The following is a 17989-nucleotide window of genomic DNA, read 5'->3' as shown; positions in this document are numbered from 1 at the left end:
GTCGTCTGTGCACCGGTCGGTGCATGAACCGTGCCAGGGCGTCCGTCAGCGGGGCGGCTCCCACCTCTCCCCTCTTTCTTCCGTATCGGGTTGCCGATGAGAACTTCTGCTCCAGCTTCCTTTGTGGCCGCAGCCCTGGCGCTGCCTGTATTGCTTGCCGCATGCGGTGGTGGTGGCGGGGGTGGCGTTGACGGGGAAGGAGATGGCGGTGGAGATGCGACCACTGGCGCGCCTGTGCAGGCCGGAACACCGGGCGGCCGGGTGGCGGTGCCTGCGGCGGGACAGCCGGTCAACACCAGCCAGCCCGATCACGTGATCGGCAGTGGCACCCCCGCCAGCTGCACCGGGCAGGCGGTGGTGGATGCGGTGGCCCTGGGCGGCAAGATCCGGTTCAACTGCGGGCCGAACCCGGTCACCATCACCCTGCCGAGCACGGCCAAGGTCTTCAACAACCGGCCCGACGTCACGCTCGACGGCGGCGGTCTGGTGACGCTCAGCGGCGGTGACCGCGTGCGCATCCTCTACCAGAACACCTGCGACCCGGCCCAGGTCTGGACCACCTCGCACTGCAACAACCAGGAGACGCCCCGCCTGACGGTGCAGAACATCGGCTTCACGCAGGGCAACTCCACCGGCCAGCTCACCGATGGGGGCGGCGGTGGCGCGATCTTCGTGCGCGGCGGGCAGTTCAAGATCGTCAACAGTGTCTTCACCCGCAACCGCTGCGAGACCACCGGCCCCGACATGGGCGGCGGCGCCGTGCGGGTGCTCAGCATCTACCAGAACCGGCCGGTGTATGTGGTGGGCAGCACCTTCGGCGGTGGGCTGGGTCTGGGCAACAGCTGCTCCAACGGCGGGGCGCTCAGCAGCATCGGCGTGTCCTACAGCGTCTACAACAGCCTGCTCACGCACAACTCGGCGGTGGGCAACGGCGCCAACCCGGCCCGGGCAGGCACCCCCGGCGGCGGCAGCGGCGGTGCCATCTACAACGACGGCAACAGCTTCACGCTGTCGGTCTACGGCAGCATGGTCAGCGACAACTATGGTGTCGAGGGCGGCAGCGCGGTGTTCTATGTGAGCAACGACCGCAGCGGCCTCATGACGCTGTCCAACTCGGTGTTCGTGCGCAACCCGGCCACACGCTTCGGCACCGCCGGGCTGCCGGGCTTCTTTGTGCTGGCCGCGCCCGGCCAGCCGGTGGTGACGAACACCACCATTTCGCACTGAGGCTCAGGCCAGGGGGCCCTGGGTCAGACCGCGGAAGCCGTACACGACTCGGTCGCCGGAGAAATCCACCAGCTCCACCGTGCGCTGCTGGCCGGGCTCGAAGCGCACCGCGGTGCCGCTGGCGATGTTCAGGCGCTTGCCTTGCGCGGCGGCGCGGTCGAAGGACAGGGCCGCGTTGGTCTCGGCAAAGTGGTAGTGCGAACCGACCTGCACCGGGCGGTTGGCGGTGTTCTGCACCACCAGGGTCAGCGTGGCGCGGCCGGGGTTGAGGGTGTGTTCGCCCTCGCCGATCAGTAGTTCACCGGGGATCATGCGCGTGGCCCTACTTGCGGGACATCCAGATGGCGAAGCCGACCAGCGCGGCCACGCCGACAAAACCGAGCGCATCGGTGGCGTGCCAGTGGCTGCCGAAGAGGCCGTGGCCTTCGTGGGCGAACGCGGGGAGGGTGGCAAGGACAAGCGTGGGCCCGATGAGGTGTTTCATGTGTTGCTCCGGAAATCAGTCGATGGGTGTGTGGACCGTCACGAGCTTCGTGCCGTCCGGAAAGGTGGCTTCGACCTGTATGTCGGGAATCATCTCGGGCACACCCTCCATCACGTCGTCGCGGGTGAGCACCGTGCGGCCTTCGCTCATGAGCTGGGCGACGGTCTTGCCGTCGCGGGCGCCTTCCATCACGGCGGCGCTGATCAGGGCCACGGCTTCGGGGTAGTTGAGCCTGAGGCCACGGGCCTTGCGCCGCTCGGCCAGCAGGGCGGCGGTGAAGATCAGCAGCTTGTCTTTTTCTCTCGGTGTCAGTTCCATGGTCGGTCCTTGTTCTTTGGGGTCTGACAGCAAATCCCGTGCCCTCCCGGGGCCGGCACGAAAGCTGCACAAACCACCGCGTGAACCCAAGGCCTGATCCAGCTCCACCCCAGCGCATCATCAAGGTGCGCCGCGATTACAACAGCTGGGTCGGCCGCGAGACCATGGAGGACTATGCGCTGCGTTTCACGCCGCAGCGCTTCCGCCAGTGGAGCGAGTGGCGGGTGGCCAACACAGCGTTCGGCGCGGCCTCGTTCCTGATCCTCGAAGCCGTAGGCGCCACGCTGCTGGTGCAGGTCGGCTTTGTCAACGCCTTCTGGGCCATTCTTGCCACCGGGCTGATCATCTTCCTGGCCGGCCTGCCGATCAGCGTCTACGCCGCGCGCTATGGCGTGGACATGGACCTGCTCACGCGCGGCGCGGGCTTCGGCTACATCGGCTCGACCATCACCTCGCTGATCTACGCCAGCTTCACCTTCATCTTCTTCGCGCTCGAAGCGGCGGTGATGGCCTACGCGCTGGACCTGGCGCTGGACATCCCGCCGGCCTGGGGCTACCTGATCTGCGCGCTGGTGGTGATCCCGCTGGTGACCTACGGCGTGTCCATCATCAGCCGCTTCCAGGTCTGGACCCAGCCGCTGTGGCTGGTGATGATGGTCGTGCCCTTCGTGGCGGTCTGGGCGCTCGATCCGGGTGCGTTTTCCAATGTGGTGCATTACGGTGGCGAAAGTGGTGCGGGCAGGGTCTTCGAATGGCACCTGTTTGGTGCGGCGCTGACCGTGGGCATCGCGCTCATCACGCAGATGGGCGAACAGGCCGACTACCTGCGTTTCATGCCCGCGCGGCAGCCCGGCGGGGCCGTGCGCTGGTGGGCGGGCGTGCTGGCCGGCGGGCCGGGCTGGGTGGTGCTGGGCGTGCTCAAGATGCTGGGCGGCGCGCTGCTGGCCTACCTGGCCATCAGTCACATGGTGCCCACCGAGCGCGCGGTCGACCCCAACCAGATGTACCTGGCGGCCTACGAATACGTGTTCCCCAACTACGGCTGGGCGGTGGCGGCGACGGCGCTGTTCGTCGTGGTCTCGCAGCTCAAGATCAACGTCACCAACGCCTACGCCGGCTCGCTGGCCTGGAGCAACTTCTTCTCGCGCCTGACGCACAGCCACCCCGGCCGCGTGGTCTGGGTGGTGTTCAACACCCTGATCGCCTTCATGCTGATGGAGATGGAGGTGTTCCGCGCGCTGGGCGAGGTGCTCGGTCTCTACAGCAACATCGCCATAGCCTGGATCATGGCCGTGGTGGCCGACCTGGTGATCAACAAGCCACTGGGCTGGAGCCCCCAGGGCATCGAGTTCAAGCGCGCGCACCTGTACGACATCAACCCGGTCGGCGTGGGCGCGATGGGCCTGGCCTCGGTGCTGTCGATCACGGCGCACATGGGCCTGATGGGCGCAGGCGCCCAGGCCTTCTCGGCCGTGATCGCGATGGTGACGGCGCTGGTGACGGCGCCGCTGATCGCGTGGGCGACCCGAGGACGCTATTACCTGGCGCGCCAAGCAGACACCGGAACCTACCAGCGCTTGTCCGTTCAGCGGTGCTCGATTTGCGAACGTGAATATGAAGGCCCCGACATGGCCCACTGCCCCGCCTACCAGGGGCCGATCTGCTCCCTGTGCTGCACGCTGGACGCGCGCTGCGGCGACCTCTGCAAACCGCACGCGCGGCTGTCGGTGCAGTGGCAGTCGGCGCTGCGCACGGTGCTGCCGCAGCGGGTCTGGCCGTATCTGGAGGCGGGCCTGGCGCACTACCTGCTGCTGATGCTGGTGGTGGCGCCGGTGCTGGCGGCGGTGCTCGGGCTGCTGTACCGCCAGCAGGTCGAGGGACTGGACCAGGGCATCGCCGCGGTCGGTGATGTGGGCCTGCTCGACGCCGCGCTGCGCTCGGGCTTCCTGCGCGTCTACGCGGTGCTGCTGCTGATCGCGGCCACGGTGGCCTGGTGGCTGGTGCTGGCACACAAGAGCCGCGAGGTGGCGCAGGAAGAGTCCAACCGCCAGACCCGGCTGCTGATGCAGGAGATCGAATCGCACCGCCGCACCGACGAGCAGCTGCAACGCGCGCGCGAAATCGCCGATCAGGCCAACCAGGCCAAGAGCCGCTACATCAGCACCATCAGCCACGAGCTGCGCACGCCGCTCAACAGCATCCTCGGCTACGCGCAGCTGCTGCAGGAAGACCGCGAACTGGCGCCGCACCGCGCGCAGGCGATCCGCGTGATCTACCGCGGTGGCGAGCACCTGCTCTCGCTGATCGAGGGCACGCTGGACATCGCGCGTATCGAGTCGGGCAAGCTGCAGCTGGACGTGAAGCCGATGGCCTTCGCCGACACGGTGCGCGAGGTCGCCAGCATGTTCGAGCTGCAGGCGGCGGCCAAGGGCCTGCGCTTCGTGTTCGAACCCGGGCCGCGCCTGCCCGAGGCGGTGCGCGCGGACGAGAAGCGGCTGCGTCAGATCCTCATCAACCTGCTGGGCAACGCGGTGAAGTTCACGCGCGCCGGCGAGGTGCGGCTGACGGTGGGCCATGCGCGCGAGATGGCGGTGTTCGAGGTCAGCGACACCGGGCCGGGCATGACCACCGCCGAACTGGACCGCGTGTTCGAGCCCTTCGCGCGCGGGCAGCAGGCCGAGGGCGGCTCGGCGGCGGCGGGCGGCGGCACCGGTCTGGGCCTGACGATTGCCAAGATGCTGACCGACCTGATGGGCGGCGAGATGACGGTGCGCAGTGCGCCGGGCCAGGGCACGGTGTTCAGCGTGCGCCTGTTTCTGCCGGCGCTGCACGGCGCGGCCACGCGCCCGGCCGCGGTGGCGGCGCCGGTGACCGGTTACGAGGGCCCGCGCCGGCGCGTGCTGGTGGTGGACAACGAAGAGAGCGACCGCGAGCTGATCGCGCGCTGGCTGCAGCCGCTGGGCTTCGAGGTGCTGATGGCCACCAGCGGCCACGACGCGCTGGCCCTGCTCGACGGTGTGGCGCCGGGCAGCGAGCGCGCGCCGCACGCGGTCTTCATGGACCTGGCCATGCCCGGCATCGACGGCTGGGAGACGCTGCGCCGGCTGCGCGCCGCGGGCTGGTCGTCGGTACCGATGGCGGTGGTGTCGGCCAACGCCTTCGACAAGGGCCTGCAGGCCGACGCCGCCGACGGTCGCCCGGCCGACCAGGCCTTCTTCGTCAAGCCGGTGCGGCGCGACGACCTCACGGGCTGGCTGCAGCAGCAGCTCGGTCTGCGCTGGGTGCACGCGCCGGTGGCCGCCGAGGCCGCCACCGCAGCGACCACGCCGGCCGCTGTGGTGCCGCCGCCCGCCGAACACGACTTCTCGCCCCTGCTGGAGCTGGTGCGCCTGGGCTACGCCAAGGGTGTGATGCGCTGGCTCGACGACTGGGTGGCCAACCACCCCGACCAACTGGCGTTTGCCGACGCGCTGCGCGCCCTGGCGCGCGAGTTCCGCTTCGAGGCCATCGAACAGCGCCTGCTGCCGCTGGGCGCGGGCCAGGCTTCCTCCGACCGCACCGCATGATCCGCTCGCCCGACCACCCCTCCCCCGACGCCCCGCTGGCCGCCGAACCCGGCGCGGTGGTGCTGATCGTCGACGACGTGCCCGACAACGTGGCGCCGCTGCACGACGCGCTGGACGACGCCGGCTACACCGTGCTGGTGGCGCTGGACGGCGAGGCCGCGATCCGCCGTGCGCGCCAGGCCCTGCCCGACGTGGTGCTGCTGGACGCGGTGATGCCTGGCCTGGACGGCTTCGAGGTGGCGCGCTGCCTCAAGGCCGACCCGGCGACGGCGCACATCCCCATCCTGTTCATGACCGGCCTGACCGAGACCGAGCATCTGGTGGCGGCGCTGGAGGCCGGCGGCGTGGACTACGTCACCAAGCCGATCAAGCCGCGCGAGGTGATGGCGCGCATGGGCGTGCACCTGCGGCAGTCGCGCCAGAGCCGCCAGGGCGCGGTGGAGCGCAGCCAGGCGCGCAACGCGCTCGACGCCTTCGGCTACGCCACCATCACCGTGCGCGCGCGCGACGGCCGCCTGATGTGGCAGACGCCGCTGGCGCGCGACCTGCTGCAGCGCTACTTCGGCACCGAGGCGCCGGTGACACCTGCGCCGGTGCTGCAGTGGCTGGAGCGACTGCTGCCGGAGTTCGCGGCGCCGCCCGCGGCGGGCCAGCCGCTGCGCGAACCGCCGCGCCTGACCATCGACCAGGGGCCGCGCCGCCTGAGCTTCCGCCTGCACCAGCAGATCGGCGACGAGGACGAGGCCCAGGGGGAGCCGGGCGACTGGCTGATCGTGATGCAGGAGACCTCGGACGCCGCCGTGCTCGAAGCGCTGGCCCAGGCCTTCGGCCTGACCGCGCGCGAGGCCGAGGTGCTGTACTGGGTGGTCAAGGGCAAGATCAACCGCGACATCGGCGACATCCTCGGGTCGAGCCCCGCGACGGTGAAGAAGCACCTGGAACGCATCCACGCCAAGCTGGGGGTGGAGACGCGCACCGCGGCCGCAGCCATGGCCATCAACCGCGTGCCGTTGCTCCAGCCACGCGGCGGCTGAGCCGTTCAGTCGCGGGTGCCGAAGCGGTATTCGGTGCGGGCCCGGTAGGGCTGGCCCACCGCCACACGCATGAGCGGGAACGACGGGCAGTTCACCGCGTTGGGGTACTGCTGCGGCTCCAGGCACAGGCCCGCGCGGGGGCGGTGCAGCACGCCGTCTTTGCCGATGTCCGGCGTGGCGCCCGTGCCCAGTGCGCCTGCGGTGTAGACCTGCATCACGGGCTCGGTGGTCCACACATCGAGCGTGCGGCCCGAGGCCGGGCTGTGGGCCTGGGCCACGCGTCGCAGACCGCCGTCCGGTGGGCCGGCGAGTTCGTAGGCGTGGTCGATGTCGGGCAGGTCGCACAGCCGTCGCGGCTGGCGCAGGTCCAGCGCGTGGCCGTCCAGCAGCATGCGTTCGCCCGTGGCGACGTTGTCCGCATCGGCGGCCAGCAGCCGGTCGGCGAACACCTGCAGGCGGTGCTCGTCGATGAGGCGCTCGCCCGGTCCGTCGAGGTTGAAGAAGATGTGCGGCGCGAAGCTCGCGGGCGAGGCCGGGCTGGCGGGGCAGACCGCCACCGCCTCGTGCTCCACCACCAGGGTGGGGCCGTCGGTGAGGCGGTAGCTCAGCGTGAGGTCGACGATGCCGGGGTGCCGGTCCACCGAGGGCTCGAAGCGCAGGCGCAGCGTGAGCGCATCGGGCGCGTCCTGGTGGGCCGAGAACACGCGGTGGCGCGAGCCATTCGGGCCGCCGTGGATGCTGTGCGGGCCGGCGTTGGCGCCGAGGGTGTAGGCCGTGCCGTCGAGCGTGTAGCGCGCCTGCGCGATGCGGCCGGCGACGCGGCCAATGAAGGCGCCCATGGAGGGTGCGCCGGCCTGCAGCGCGGCCAGGCTGTCGTAGCCCAGGGCCACGTCGCCCCGCACGCCGTCGCGGTCGGGCACCAGGATCTGCAGCACCTTGGCGCCGAGGTTGCAGACGGCCACCTCCATGCCACTGGCGTGGCGCAGGCGGAACAGGGCGACCGGCTCGCCGCCGACTTCGCCAAAGAACCGGGCGGGGTCGAGTCGCGGGTGCTTCATGCGGTCGGCAGCGCTCGTCTGGCTCAGGTCACCGGTGCCGGGTTGAACAGCACCAGGTCGTTGTGCAGGCCCCACTTTTCGGCCCAGGTCTTCTCGCCGCTGGCCACCGCCAGCATGCGGTGGAACAGTTCCCAGCCCAGCTCGTCGATGCTGGCTTCGCCGCTGGCGATGCGGCCCGCGTTGATGTCCATCAGGTCGTGCCAGCGGCGCGCCAGGTCGTTGCGCGTGGCCACCTTGATCACCGGGCACTCGGCCAGGCCGTAGGGCGTGCCGCGGCCGGTGGTGAAGACGTGCAGATTCATGCCGGCAGCCAGCTGCAGCGTGCCGCAGATGAAGTCGCTGGCCGGCGTGGCGGCGAAGATCAGGCCCTTCTTCCTGACCTTCTCGCCGGGTGCGATCACGCCGTGGATCGGGCCGTTGCCGCTCTTGACGATGGAGCCCATGGCCTTCTCGACGATGTTGGACAGCCCGCCCTTTTTGTTGCCGGGCGTGGTGTTGGCGCTGCGGTCGGCCTGGCCGCGCGCCAGGTAGGCGTCGTACCAGCCGAGTTCGCGCACGATGGCATCGGCGACCTCTTGCGTCGCGGCGCGGCGCGTGAGCTGGTCCACCGCGTCGCGCACTTCGGTGTTCTCGCTGAACATCACCGTGGCGCCGGCGCGCACCAGCAGGTCGGTGGCAAAGCCCACCGCCGGGTTGGCGGTGACGCCGGAGAAGGCGTCGCTGCCGCCGCACTGCACGCCCACCACCAGCTCGCTCACCGGGCAGGTGGTGCGCTGGCGTGCGTTCAGGCGTTCGAGGTGGCCTTTGGCCTGCGTGAGGATGCTGTCGATCATCGACATGAAGCCGATGTGCTTCTCGTCCTGGAGCACGACCACGTCCGGCCCCTCGCGCTCGTCGCTGATCGGGATCGAGCCCGGCGGCAGCAGCCGCTCGGGCTGCAGCTTCTCGCAGCCCAGGCTGAGCACCATCACCTCGCCGCCGAAGTTGGGGTTCATCGCCAGGTTGCGCACCGTGCGGATGGGGATGATGGCGTCGGGCGCGTCGATGGCCACGCCGCAGCCGTAGCTGTGCGTCAGGCCCACCACGCCGTCGACGTTCGGGTATTGGGGCAGCAGGTCCCGTTTGATGCGTTCGACGGCGAATTCGAGCACCCCGGCCACGCACTGCACCGTGGTCGTCACGGCCAGCAGGTTGCGCGTGCCCACGCTGCCGTCGGCGTTGCGGTAGCCCTGGAAGCTGTGGCCTTCCAGTGGTGGCAGCTCGGCCGGCGGCTGCGGCGCGGGCAGGTCGTCGAAGCTGCGCGCGCCAGGCATCACCAGCCGCTGCTCGTTGACCCAGCCGCCCGCGGGAATGTCGACCGCGGTGTGGCCGATGACCACGTTGTAGCGGCGCACGGCGGTGCCGGCGGGCAGGTCGGCCAGCGCGACCTTGTGGCCCTGCGGCACGGCCTGCACGAGCGTCGGGCCATCGGGCAGGGCGGTGCCGGCGGGCAGGCCGCCGTCGTTGACGACCACCGCCACGTTGTCGTCGGGGTGGATGCGGATGGTGCGCGGGGTCACGGGGGCGTTCATGGTCGGCAGGCGGGGCGAAAGCGGGAAAGGGTCAGGCCGCGCGGGCGGGCAGGGGTTCACCGGCCAGGCCGGCATGCAGGTTGGCCAGCACCAGGTCGGCCATGGCCTGGCGGGTGTCGTGGGTGCCGCTGGCCATGTGCGGGGCCAGCACCACCTGGTCCATTGTCAGCAGGGCGGCGGGCACGCGGGGTTCGTCGTCGAACACGTCCAGCGCCGCGCCACCGAGTTCGCCGCTCTGCAGGCAGGCGACCAGTGCCGCCTCATCGACCACGCTGCCGCGCGCCACGTTCACCAGCAGGCCCTGGGGTCCCAGCGCGCGCAGCACCTCGGCGTTGACCAGGTGGCGGGTGCCGTCGCCCCCGGACACGGTGAGCACCAGGAAGTCGGCCCACTCGGCCAGCGCGGTCAGCGACGTTTCGTGGCGCCAGGCCACGCCTTCGGCCGGGCGGCGCTTGGTGTAGGCAACGTCCATGTCGAAACCCGCTGCGCGCCGCGCCACCGCCTGGCCGATGCGGCCCAGACCCACGATGCCCATGCGCTTGCCGCTGACGCGCGTGGTCAGCGGGTAGCGGCCATTGAGCCAGTCGCCGCGCCGCACGAAGCGGTCGGCCGCGGCGATGCGGCGCGCGCCGTCGATCAGCAGGCCCATGGCCAGGTCGGCCACGCAATCGTTCAGCACATCGGGCGTGTAGCCCACCGGCAGGCCCGCCGCGCGCGCCGCGTCCAGCGGCAGCCGGTCCAGGCCCACGCCGAAAGACGACACCACCTTCAGCGCCGGCAGCTGCGGCAGCCAGGCGGCCGGCACACCGACCGGTGCCGAGGTCACGACCGCCGTCACGCGCGCCGCATCGGTGCGGTCGGCCAGCGGCGCGTCGGCGGTGAGGGCCTGTGCGCTCAACACTTCGTGCTGTTCGCGCAGTGCCGCTTCCAGCGCCGGCATCAGCGGGCCGATCTGCAGGACGGTGGTGTTCATGGGATCAGCGGACAAGGCAGGGCTTCTTGTTGTCGAACTTCCAGCCCGGGATCAGGTACTGCATCGCGATGGCGTCGTCGCGCGCGCCCAGGCCGTGCTGCAGGTAGAGCTGGTGGGCCTTCTCGACCTCGGCCATATCGATCTCGATGCCCAGGCCCGGCTTCTTGGGCACCTGCACGTAGCCACCTTCGATCTTCATCGGCTCCTTGGTCAGGCGCTGGCCGTCCTGCCAGATCCAGTGCGTGTCGATGGCCGTGACCTTGCCCGGTGCGGCCGCGCCGACGTGGGTGAACATGGCCAGCGAGATGTCGAAGTGGTTGTTGGAGTGCGAACCCCAGGTCAGGCCCCAGTCGCGGCAGGTCTGCGCCACACGCACCGAGCCGGCCATGGTCCAGAAGTGCGGGTCGGCCAGCGGGATGTCCACGCTCTGCAGCGCCAGCGAATGCGCCATCTGCCGCCAGTCGGTGGCGACCATGTTGGTGGCGGTGGGCAGGCCGGTGGCGCGGCGGAACTCGGCCATCACCTCGCGGCCGCTGAAGCCTTCTTCGGCGCCGCAGGGGTCTTCGGCATAGGCCACCACGCCACGCATCTTCTCGCCCAGGCGGATCGCGTCCTTGAGCAGCCAGCCGCCGTTCGGGTCCAGCGTCACGCGGGCCTCGGGGAAGCGTTCGTGCAGCGCGGTCACGGCCTCGACCTCGGCGTCGCCCGCGAGCACGCCGCCCTTGAGCTTGAAGTCCTGGAAGCCGTAGCGCTTCTGCGCGGCTTCGGCCAGGCGCACCACGGCCTCGGGCGTCATGGCGGCCTCGTGGCGCAGGCGGCACCAGTCGTCGGCGTTGTCAGGCTCGCTCGCATAGGGCAGGTCGGTCTTCAGCCGGTCGCCGACGAAGAACAGATAGCCCAGCATCTGCACCGCGTCGCGCTGCTGGCCTTCGCCGAGCAGGGCGGCGACTGGCACGCCCAGGTGCTGGCCCATCAGGTCGAGCAGGGCCGATTCCACGGCGGTGACGGCGTGGATGGTGGTGCGCAGGTCGAAGGTCTGCAGGCCGCGGCCGCCGCTGTCGCGGTCGGCGAACTGGCTGCGCATGGCGTTCAGGATGGCCTGCAGGTTGCCGATGGACTGGCCTTCGACCAGCGCCCGCGCGTCCTCCAGCGTCTGGCGGATCTTCTCGCCGCCCGGCACCTCGCCCAGGCCGGTGTGGCCCGCGTTGTCGGTGACGATGACGATGTTGCGGGTGAAGAAGGGCGCGTGCGCACCCGAGAGGTTGAGCAGCATGCCGTCCCGGCCGGCGACCGGGACGACACGCATCGACTGGACGATCGGTGCGGTCATGGGAAGGTCAATCCGCCTTGATGCCACGCGAGGTGATGAGCTTCTGCCAGCGCGAGAACTCGCTGGCCTGGAAGGCCGCGAACTGCTCGGGCGTGTTCAGCACGATCTCGAACCCCAGCTCCAGCAGCTTGGGCTTGATGGCGGGGTCGTTGATCGAGGCCACCACGGCCTCGTGCACGCGTTTCTTCACATCGGCGGGCAGACCCTTGGGCGCGGCCACGGCCTGCCAGGACTGCACGTTGGCGTCCTTCACGCCGCTCTCTTCCAGCGTGGGCACATCGGGCAGCAGCGGCGAGCGCCTGGCGCTGGTGATCGCCAGGGCGCGCAGCTTGCCGGCCTTGATCTGCGGCATGGCGGTGTTGATGTTCATGAAGGACGAATCCACCTGGTTGCCCAGCAGGTCGCTCATCACCGGGCCGCCGCCCTTGTAGGGCACGTGCACGCCGCTGGTGCCGGTCTGCTGCCAGAACAGTTCGGCCGTCAGGTGGTCGCTGGAGCCGTTGCCCGACGAGGCGAAGGTCATCTTGCCGGGGTTGGCCTTCTCGTAGGCGATCACGTCGGCCAGCGACTTGTGGGCCGAGGCGGCGGGCACCACCAGCACGTTGGGCGCCTGCACGACCACGGTGACCGGGTCCAGGTCCTTGAGCGCGTCGTACTGCACCTTGATCAGGTGCGGCGCGATTACGAAGGGGCCGAGCGACGCCACCAGGAAGGTGTGGCCATCGGCCGGGGCGCGGGCCACGAAGGTGGCGCCGATGGTGCCGGTGGCGCCGGCCTTGTTCTCGACGATCACGCTGGCGTTGCCGCCGAGCTTTTCACCCATCTTGCCGGACAGCTGGCGGGCGATCAGGTCGGTGGAGCCGCCGGGCGGGAAGGGCACGACCAGGGTGACGGGCTTGTCGGGCCAGGCGAAGGCGGGCAGGCTGGTGGCGGCGGCCACCAGCAGGGTGATGAGGGACTTCTTCATGACGGGGTGCTCCTGGAATTACTGTTCGAGGGTGATCTTTTCTTCGCGCACAACCTGGGCCATCTCGGGCAGTTCGGCCTTGATCCAGGCGGCGAACTCGGCGCTGCTCATTGCAGAGGGCTCCAGGCCCAGCGACTGCAGCTTTTCTTTCACGTCGGGCAGGGCGGTGATGCGCTGCACCTCGGCGTGCACCAGGTCCACCACGGCCTTGGGCGTGCCGGCCGGGGCCAGCAGGCCCTGCCAGCTGCCGGTCAGGAAGTTGGGCGTGGTCTCGGCCACGGCCGGGGTGTCGGGCAGTTCGCTCCAGCGCTTGGCCGACGACACCGCCAGCAGCTTGAGCTTGCCGGCCTTGACGTGCGGGTAGGTCGCGACCATGCCGTTGAAGGTGACGTCCATGTGGCCGCCGACCAGGTCGGTCATGGCCTGGGCGCCGCCCTTGTAGGGCACGTAGTTCCACTGGATGCCGTTGCGGCGCGCGAACTGCACGCCGGCCAGGTGGGTGGCGCTGCCGATGCCGGCGGCGGCGGCGAAGTTCAGTTTGCCGGGGTTGGCCTTGGCGTACTTCACCAGCTCGGCGATGTTGTTGGCCGGCACCTTGGTGCTGACCACCAGCAGGTGGGGCGAGTAGCCGACCATGGCCACCGGCACGAAGTCCTTCTGCACGTCGAACGGAAGCTTGTACAGCGCCGGGCTGATGGTCAGGTTGCCCACATCCATCAGCACGAAGGTGTAGCCGTCGGCCGGCGACTTGGCGACCAGGTCGGCGCCGATGTTGCCGGCGTTGCCTGCCTTGTTCTCGACCACCACGGGCTGGCCCAGCTTCTCGCTCATCTTCTGGCCGACCAGGCGGGCCAGCACGTCGGAGGTGCCGCTGGCCGGGAAGGGCACGACGATGCGGATGGGCTTGCTCGGGTAGGCCTGGGCCAGGGCGGCGGTGCTGCCCAGGGCCAGGGTGGCGGCCGCCGCAGCGGTCAGCAGGAAATGGCGTTTGTTCATGATGTCTCTACTGGTGGTTGTGAAGGGGAGTCAGGCCAGGGCGGGGGAGTCAGACCAGGGCGCCGTGGAACCGGCTTTGCCGGGCCACAAGCGCCGCCCCCTGGGGGGTGACGCCGCAGGCGGCGCGGGGGGGTTACTGCTCTCCCAAAGCGTCGATCAGCGCCTTGAGTTCGTCCATCTCGCCGGGCTTCAGGTCGGACAGCGGCGCGCGCACCGGGCCGGCGTCGTGGCCGACCAGCTTGGCGCCCGCCTTGATGATGCTCACGCCATAGCCTTCGACGCGGTTGCGGATCTTCAGGTAGGGCATGAAGAACTGCCTGAGCAGCTTGTGCTGCGTGGCCATGTCGTCGGTGCGCACGGCCTCGTAGAACTGCACCGCGGTCTTGGGGATGAAGTTGAAGACGGCGGACGAGTACACCGGGGTGCCCAGCGCCTTGTAGGCGGCGGCGTACACCTCGGCGGTGGGCAGGCCACCCAGGTAGGCGAAGCGGTCGCCCATCTTCATGAAGATGGAGGACATCACTTCGATGTTGCCCATGCCGTCCTTGAAGCCGATCAGGTTGGGGCAGCGCTCGGCCAGGACGGCCAGCGACTCGGGGGTGAACCGGGTGCGGTCGCGGTTGTAGACGATGACGCCGAACTGCACGCTCTTGCAGACCTGCTCCACGTGGGCGATCAGGCCCTCCTGGCCGGCTTCGGTCAGGTAGTGCGGCAGCAGCAGGATGCCGTGGGCACCCAGGCGCTCGGCTTCCTGCGCGTGGGCGATGGCCGTACGGGTGGGGCCACCGGCGCCGGCAATGATGGGCACCTTGCCGCGGCAGGTGTCCACCGCGGTCTTGATGATCTGGCCGTATTCCTCGCCATAGAGCGAGAAGTACTCGCCCGTCCCGCCGGCGGCGAACAGCGCGCTGGCGCCGTACGGGGTCAGCCACTCCAGGCGGGCGGCGTAGGAGGCGGCATTGAAGTTGCCCTGGGCGTCGAAGTCCGTCACGGGGAAGGACAGCAGGCCGCTGGACATGACTTGTTTGAGGTCTTGGGGGGTGTATTGCATGGTGGTTCAGCCTGGGTGGGTGGAGAAGGTGGTGTCGGCGATTGAGTTATAGGATGTCAGACAACTGACGTGATTGTGCGAAAGTGGAGAGGAGGGCGTCAAGGGTTTCGGTGCACGTATGTGGAAACCCCTTATCCCCTGTCAGAAGCGCGGCTGGTGACCGGTGAAGCCGGGGTCGTACTTGCGCATCTGCCCCAGGTCGTCCCGGTTGCGGATGCCCGTGTTCAGGTAGTTGTCGTACAGGCGGGCCAGGGCCTCGCGGTCGATCTGCACGCCCAGACCAGGTGTGCTCGTCACCCGCAGGCTGCCGTCTTCAAACTGCAGGCGCCCGCCCTGCACCACCTCGTCGTCCTGCCAGGGGTAGTGCGTATCGCAGGCATAGGACAGCAGGGGCACCGAGGCGGCCAGGTGGGTCATGGCCATCAGGCTGATGCCCAGGTGCGAATTCGAGTGCATCGACAGGCCCAGGCCGAAGGTCTCGCACATCAGCGCCAGGCGCTGGGTGGCGCGCAGGCCGCCCCAGTAGTGGTGGTCGCTCAGCACGATCTTGACCGGGCAGCCCATCTCGGCGTTGCGGCGGAATTCCTTCAGGTCGGTGACCACCATGTTGGTGGCCAGAGGCACATCGCAGGCCTGTGCCACGGCGGCCATGCCCTCCAGGCCCGGGGCCGGGTCCTCGTAGTACTCCAGCACGCCGCGCAGCTGCTCCACCACCTGCAGGCTGGTGGCCACGGTCCAGTTGGCGTTGGGGTCGATGCGCAGCGGCGCGCCGGGGAAGGCCTGGGCCAGCGCCCGCATCGCGGCCACTTCCTGCTCGGGCGGCAGGGCACCGGCCTTGAGCTTGATGCTCTTGAAGCCGTACTGGTCGATCATGCGGCGCGCCTGCGCCACCATCTGCCCGGGCGTGATGCCTTCGCCGAACGGGTCGGGTGCGTAGGGCTTGTCGATGTGCTCGGCGTACTTGAAGAACAGGTAGGCGCTGAACGGCACGGCCGGGCGTGCGGCACCGCCCAGCAGGTCCACCACCGGCGCGTTCGCCAGCTGGCCCTGCAGGTCCATCATCGCCACCTCGAAGGCGCTGATGACCTTGGCCACCGTCTTGGACACGTGCGTGCCCGGAGCCAGCGAGACCTGCTGGCCCAGGAACTCCGAGGCGGACATCTGCCTGGGGGCCACCAGCGCGGCCACGCGGGTGTCCATCTCGTTGAGCGCCCAGGGCGAGAGCCCGGTCAGCGCGGGCGCGGCCTTGGCCAGCGCCTCCAGCATGGGCAGGTCGCCGTAGCTTTCGTTGATGCCGACCAGGCCCGAGTCGGTCTCGATCTCGATGATCGAGCGCAGGGCCCAGGGCTCGTGGATGCCCGCCGCGTTGAGCAGCGGCGGGTCGCGGAACGCGATGGGCGTCACGCGCACATGGCGGATGGCGTGCGAGGTCATGCCGAGGTCCTCACAGCAGCAGGCCAGGCAGCCACAGCGACAGCGCGGGGATGTAGGTCACCGCGATCAGCACCAGCAGCAGGGCACCGAAGAAGGGCAGCAGGGCCTTGACCACCTGCTCCATCGGCAGCTTGGCCACGGCCGCACCGACGAAGAGCACGCCGCCCACCGGCGGGGTGATCAGGCCGATGCCCAGGTTCACCATCATGATCATTCCGAAGTGCACCGGGTCCACGCCGATGCTCTTGATGACGGGCAGCAGGATGGGCGTGAGGATCAGGATCAGCGGCGCCATGTCCATCAGCGTGCCCAGCGCCAGCAGCAGCAGGTTGATCAGCGCCAGGATCACGTAGCGGTTGTCCGACAGCGTGGTCAGCGCGGTGGTGATCTGCAGCGGGATCTGCATCAGGGTCATGATGTAGCCGAAGCTCGCGGCAAACGCGATCAGGATCATCACGATCGACAGCGTCTTCACCGTCCGGTGCACCAGCTTCGGCGTCTCGGACCACTTGTAGTCGCGGTAGACGAACATCGTGACGAAGAAGGCCCAGAGCACCGCGATGGAGGCCGACTCGGTGGGCGTGAACACGCCGCTGAGGATGCCGCCGAGGATGATCACCATGGTCATCAGGCCCCAGAGCGCGTCGGCGCAGATCTTCAGCGCCTGCTTCATCGGAATGACCTCGCCCTTGGGGTAGTTCTTCTTCTTCGCGGTCCACAGGCACAGCACGGCCAGCGTGGCGCCCAGCAGCAGGCCCGGCAGCACACCGGCGATGAACAGCGCGGCGATGGACACCGTGCCGCCCGCGGCCAGCGAGTAGATGACCGCGTTGTGGCTGGGCGGGATCAGGATGGCCTGCACCGAACCCGAGACCGTGACGGCGGTGGCGAAGTCGCGCGGGTAGCCCTTCTTCTCCATCTCGGGAATCAGGACGGTGCCGACCGAGGCCGTGTCGGCCATGGACGAACCCGAGATGGCGCCGAAGAAGGTGGAGGCCAGGATGTTCACCAGCGACAGGCCGCCGCGGATGAAACCCACCAGCACGTTGGCGAACGCCACCAGGCGCCGCGCCATGCCGCCCTCGGCCATGATGGCGCCGGCCAGCACGAAGAAGGGAATGGCGAGCAGCGAGAACTTGTTGACGCCGTTGGCGATCGCGATCATCACCGCGTCCAGCGGGATCTCGATCCACCAGGCGCCGATCAGCGCCGCGATGCCCATGGCATAGGCCACGGGGGTGCCGATCAGGATCAGCACGAAGAAACTGCCGAGCAGGACCCAGGCTTCCATCACGCCACCCCTTCTGCGTTCGCTTCGGCCTGGGCCGGTTCGTGGTCAAAGGTGACGACGGCGCGGTGGCGCTGGTCGCCCAGGACGATGTGTTCGAGCACGAACAGCGCGGTCACGGCGCCGCCGACGGGCACCGGCAGGTAGGTGAAGCCCACGGGCATCCAGGGCAGCTCGGGAATCGACTGGCCCCAGGTGCCGATGCACAGCTGGATGCCGTACCAGAGCATGAACAGCGAGACGGCCAGCATCAGCAGGTGCACCACGCCGCGCAGCGGACGCTGCACCGACGACGGCAGGCGCTGCGTGACCATTTCGACGGCGATGTGGCCGCCCGCGCGGTAGCTGCAGGCCGCGCCGAGAAAGGTGAACACCACCATCAGCAGGATGGAGATCGGCTCGGGCCACTGCGCGCCCGTGCCCAGCACGTAACGCGAGAAGATGCCCCATGGGATGAAAAGGGACATGAAGAAGATGCACGCCCCGGCGATCCAGATGCAGGCCAGGTAGACCAGGTCCAGGAAGCGCGAGACGGGATGTCCGCTGGAAGGGTGGTGACTCATGAGAGCCTCGGAGAGAGGGAGGGGAAAGAGAAGTGGCAGGGCGAGCGCGTCCAGCACACACCGAGGAACCGGCTTCGCCGGGCCTCAGGTGTGGTCCCCCTGGGGGGAAGCCGCGAAGCGGCGCAGGGG

General features: G+C 69.4%; 16 protein-coding genes. 3 read left to right on the top strand and 13 right to left on the bottom strand.

Annotation, left to right across the window (positions count from 1 at the left end):
* The first annotated feature begins 234 nt into the window (after positions 1-234).
* Positions 235-1227 carry a hypothetical protein gene (locus DD542_RS01800; RefSeq protein ID WP_206610751.1) on the top strand — a complete coding sequence of 331 codons (993 nt, stop codon included), beginning with the start codon at positions 235-237 and terminating at the stop codon, positions 1225-1227.
* 3 nt (positions 1228-1230) lie between these two features.
* Here the strand turns inward: DD542_RS01800 and DD542_RS01795 are convergent, their stop codons facing one another.
* The 3 genes from DD542_RS01795 to DD542_RS01790 are packed head-to-tail and all read right to left on the bottom strand — an operon-like array spanning position 1231 to position 2029.
* On the bottom strand, positions 1231-1539 hold the full coding sequence (locus DD542_RS01795) for an urease subunit beta (RefSeq protein ID WP_127803372.1): 309 nt from the start codon (positions 1537-1539) through the stop codon (positions 1231-1233).
* A 10-nt stretch (positions 1540-1549) separates the two neighbouring features.
* A complete protein-coding gene (locus tag DD542_RS23510) occupies positions 1550-1711 on the bottom strand; it encodes a hypothetical protein (protein ID WP_164868317.1) in 162 nt (53 codons plus the stop codon).
* A 15-nt stretch (positions 1712-1726) separates the two neighbouring features.
* Positions 1727-2029, bottom strand: a complete 303-nt coding sequence (locus tag DD542_RS01790; protein ID WP_127803370.1) for an urease subunit gamma — start codon at positions 2027-2029, stop codon at positions 1727-1729.
* 80 nt (positions 2030-2109) lie between these two features.
* On the opposite strand from DD542_RS01790, the gene DD542_RS01785 reads away from it, so the two are divergent.
* Positions 2110-5595 carry an ATP-binding protein gene (locus tag DD542_RS01785; RefSeq protein WP_241559652.1) on the top strand — a complete coding sequence of 1162 codons (3486 nt, stop codon included), beginning with the start codon at positions 2110-2112 and terminating at the stop codon, positions 5593-5595.
* Positions 5592-6629: a response regulator transcription factor gene (locus tag DD542_RS01780; RefSeq protein ID WP_079364566.1), complete on the top strand. Its 1038-nt coding sequence runs from the start codon at positions 5592-5594 to the stop codon at positions 6627-6629. Before DD542_RS01785 ends, DD542_RS01780 begins: the two co-directional genes overlap by 4 nt.
* 5 nt (positions 6630-6634) lie before the next feature.
* Here DD542_RS01780 and DD542_RS01775 read toward each other — a convergent pair whose 3' ends face one another.
* The 10 genes from DD542_RS01775 to DD542_RS01730 form a co-directional block, all read right to left on the bottom strand.
* Positions 6635-7687, bottom strand: a complete 1053-nt coding sequence (locus DD542_RS01775; RefSeq protein ID WP_127803368.1) for an aldose epimerase family protein — start codon at positions 7685-7687, stop codon at positions 6635-6637.
* A 23-nt stretch (positions 7688-7710) separates the two neighbouring features.
* A complete protein-coding gene (garD, locus tag DD542_RS01770; protein WP_127803366.1) occupies positions 7711-9258 on the bottom strand; it encodes a galactarate dehydratase in 1548 nt (515 codons plus the stop codon).
* A gap of 31 nt (positions 9259-9289) precedes the next feature.
* Positions 9290-10231, bottom strand: coding sequence for a 2-hydroxyacid dehydrogenase (locus DD542_RS01765; RefSeq protein WP_127803364.1), 942 nt, complete (start codon positions 10229-10231; stop codon positions 9290-9292).
* Positions 10232-10235: 4 nt separating this feature from the next.
* Positions 10236-11561 carry a glucarate dehydratase gene (gudD, locus tag DD542_RS01760; protein WP_127803362.1) on the bottom strand — a complete coding sequence of 442 codons (1326 nt, stop codon included), beginning with the start codon at positions 11559-11561 and terminating at the stop codon, positions 10236-10238.
* A 7-nt stretch (positions 11562-11568) separates the two neighbouring features.
* On the bottom strand, positions 11569-12528 hold the full coding sequence (locus tag DD542_RS01755; RefSeq protein WP_127803360.1) for a tripartite tricarboxylate transporter substrate binding protein: 960 nt from the start codon (positions 12526-12528) through the stop codon (positions 11569-11571).
* 18 nt (positions 12529-12546) lie between these two features.
* Positions 12547-13524 (bottom strand): tripartite tricarboxylate transporter substrate binding protein, encoded by a 978-nt coding sequence (locus tag DD542_RS01750; protein WP_127803358.1) that lies wholly within the window; start codon positions 13522-13524, stop codon positions 12547-12549.
* A gap of 133 nt (positions 13525-13657) precedes the next feature.
* A complete protein-coding gene (kdgD, locus tag DD542_RS01745) occupies positions 13658-14575 on the bottom strand; it encodes a 5-dehydro-4-deoxyglucarate dehydratase (protein WP_066160604.1) in 918 nt (305 codons plus the stop codon).
* A gap of 141 nt (positions 14576-14716) precedes the next feature.
* On the bottom strand, positions 14717-16009 hold the full coding sequence (locus DD542_RS01740) for a glucarate dehydratase family protein (protein ID WP_127803356.1): 1293 nt from the start codon (positions 16007-16009) through the stop codon (positions 14717-14719).
* A 10-nt stretch (positions 16010-16019) separates the two neighbouring features.
* Positions 16020-17300, bottom strand: coding sequence for a TRAP transporter large permease (locus DD542_RS01735; protein WP_127803354.1), 1281 nt, complete (start codon positions 17298-17300; stop codon positions 16020-16022).
* Positions 17300-17860: a TRAP transporter small permease gene (locus tag DD542_RS01730; RefSeq protein WP_127803352.1), complete on the bottom strand. Its 561-nt coding sequence runs from the start codon at positions 17858-17860 to the stop codon at positions 17300-17302. The genes DD542_RS01735 and DD542_RS01730 overlap by 1 nt, the downstream gene beginning before the upstream one ends.
* Between the last annotated feature and the right edge of the window lie 129 nt (positions 17861-17989).

The sequence above is a fragment of the Hydrogenophaga sp. NH-16 genome (genome assembly GCF_004006415.1).
Taxonomy (GTDB): domain Bacteria; phylum Pseudomonadota; class Gammaproteobacteria; order Burkholderiales; family Burkholderiaceae_C; genus Hydrogenophaga; species Hydrogenophaga pseudoflava.
Note: the sequence above shows the minus strand (reverse complement) of the source record. Positions and strands in the feature narration are given on the sequence as shown.

Bases quoted from the DNA above. Each gene is read 5' to 3' on its own strand.
- DD542_RS01795 (WP_127803372.1), bottom strand. From the start codon at position 1,539: ATGATCCCCGGTGAACTACTGATCGGCGAGGGCGAACACACCCTCAAC.
- DD542_RS23510 (WP_164868317.1), bottom strand. From the start codon at position 1,711: ATGAAACACCTCATCGGGCCCACGCTTGTCCTTGCCACCCTCCCCGCG.
- DD542_RS01790 (WP_127803370.1), bottom strand. From the start codon at position 2,029: ATGGAACTGACACCGAGAGAAAAAGACAAGCTGCTGATCTTCACCGCC.
- DD542_RS01780 (WP_079364566.1), top strand. From the start codon at position 5,592: ATGATCCGCTCGCCCGACCACCCCTCCCCCGACGCCCCGCTGGCCGCC.
- DD542_RS01775 (WP_127803368.1), bottom strand. From the start codon at position 7,687: ATGAAGCACCCGCGACTCGACCCCGCCCGGTTCTTTGGCGAAGTCGGC.
- garD (WP_127803366.1), bottom strand. From the start codon at position 9,258: ATGAACGCCCCCGTGACCCCGCGCACCATCCGCATCCACCCCGACGAC.
- DD542_RS01765 (WP_127803364.1), bottom strand. From the start codon at position 10,231: ATGAACACCACCGTCCTGCAGATCGGCCCGCTGATGCCGGCGCTGGAA.
- gudD (WP_127803362.1), bottom strand. From the start codon at position 11,561: ATGACCGCACCGATCGTCCAGTCGATGCGTGTCGTCCCGGTCGCCGGC.
- DD542_RS01755 (WP_127803360.1), bottom strand. From the start codon at position 12,528: ATGAAGAAGTCCCTCATCACCCTGCTGGTGGCCGCCGCCACCAGCCTG.
- DD542_RS01750 (WP_127803358.1), bottom strand. From the start codon at position 13,524: ATGAACAAACGCCATTTCCTGCTGACCGCTGCGGCGGCCGCCACCCTG.
- kdgD (WP_066160604.1), bottom strand. From the start codon at position 14,575: ATGCAATACACCCCCCAAGACCTCAAACAAGTCATGTCCAGCGGCCTG.
- DD542_RS01740 (WP_127803356.1), bottom strand. From the start codon at position 16,009: ATGACCTCGCACGCCATCCGCCATGTGCGCGTGACGCCCATCGCGTTC.
- DD542_RS01735 (WP_127803354.1), bottom strand. From the start codon at position 17,300: ATGGAAGCCTGGGTCCTGCTCGGCAGTTTCTTCGTGCTGATCCTGATC.
- DD542_RS01730 (WP_127803352.1), bottom strand. From the start codon at position 17,860: ATGAGTCACCACCCTTCCAGCGGACATCCCGTCTCGCGCTTCCTGGAC.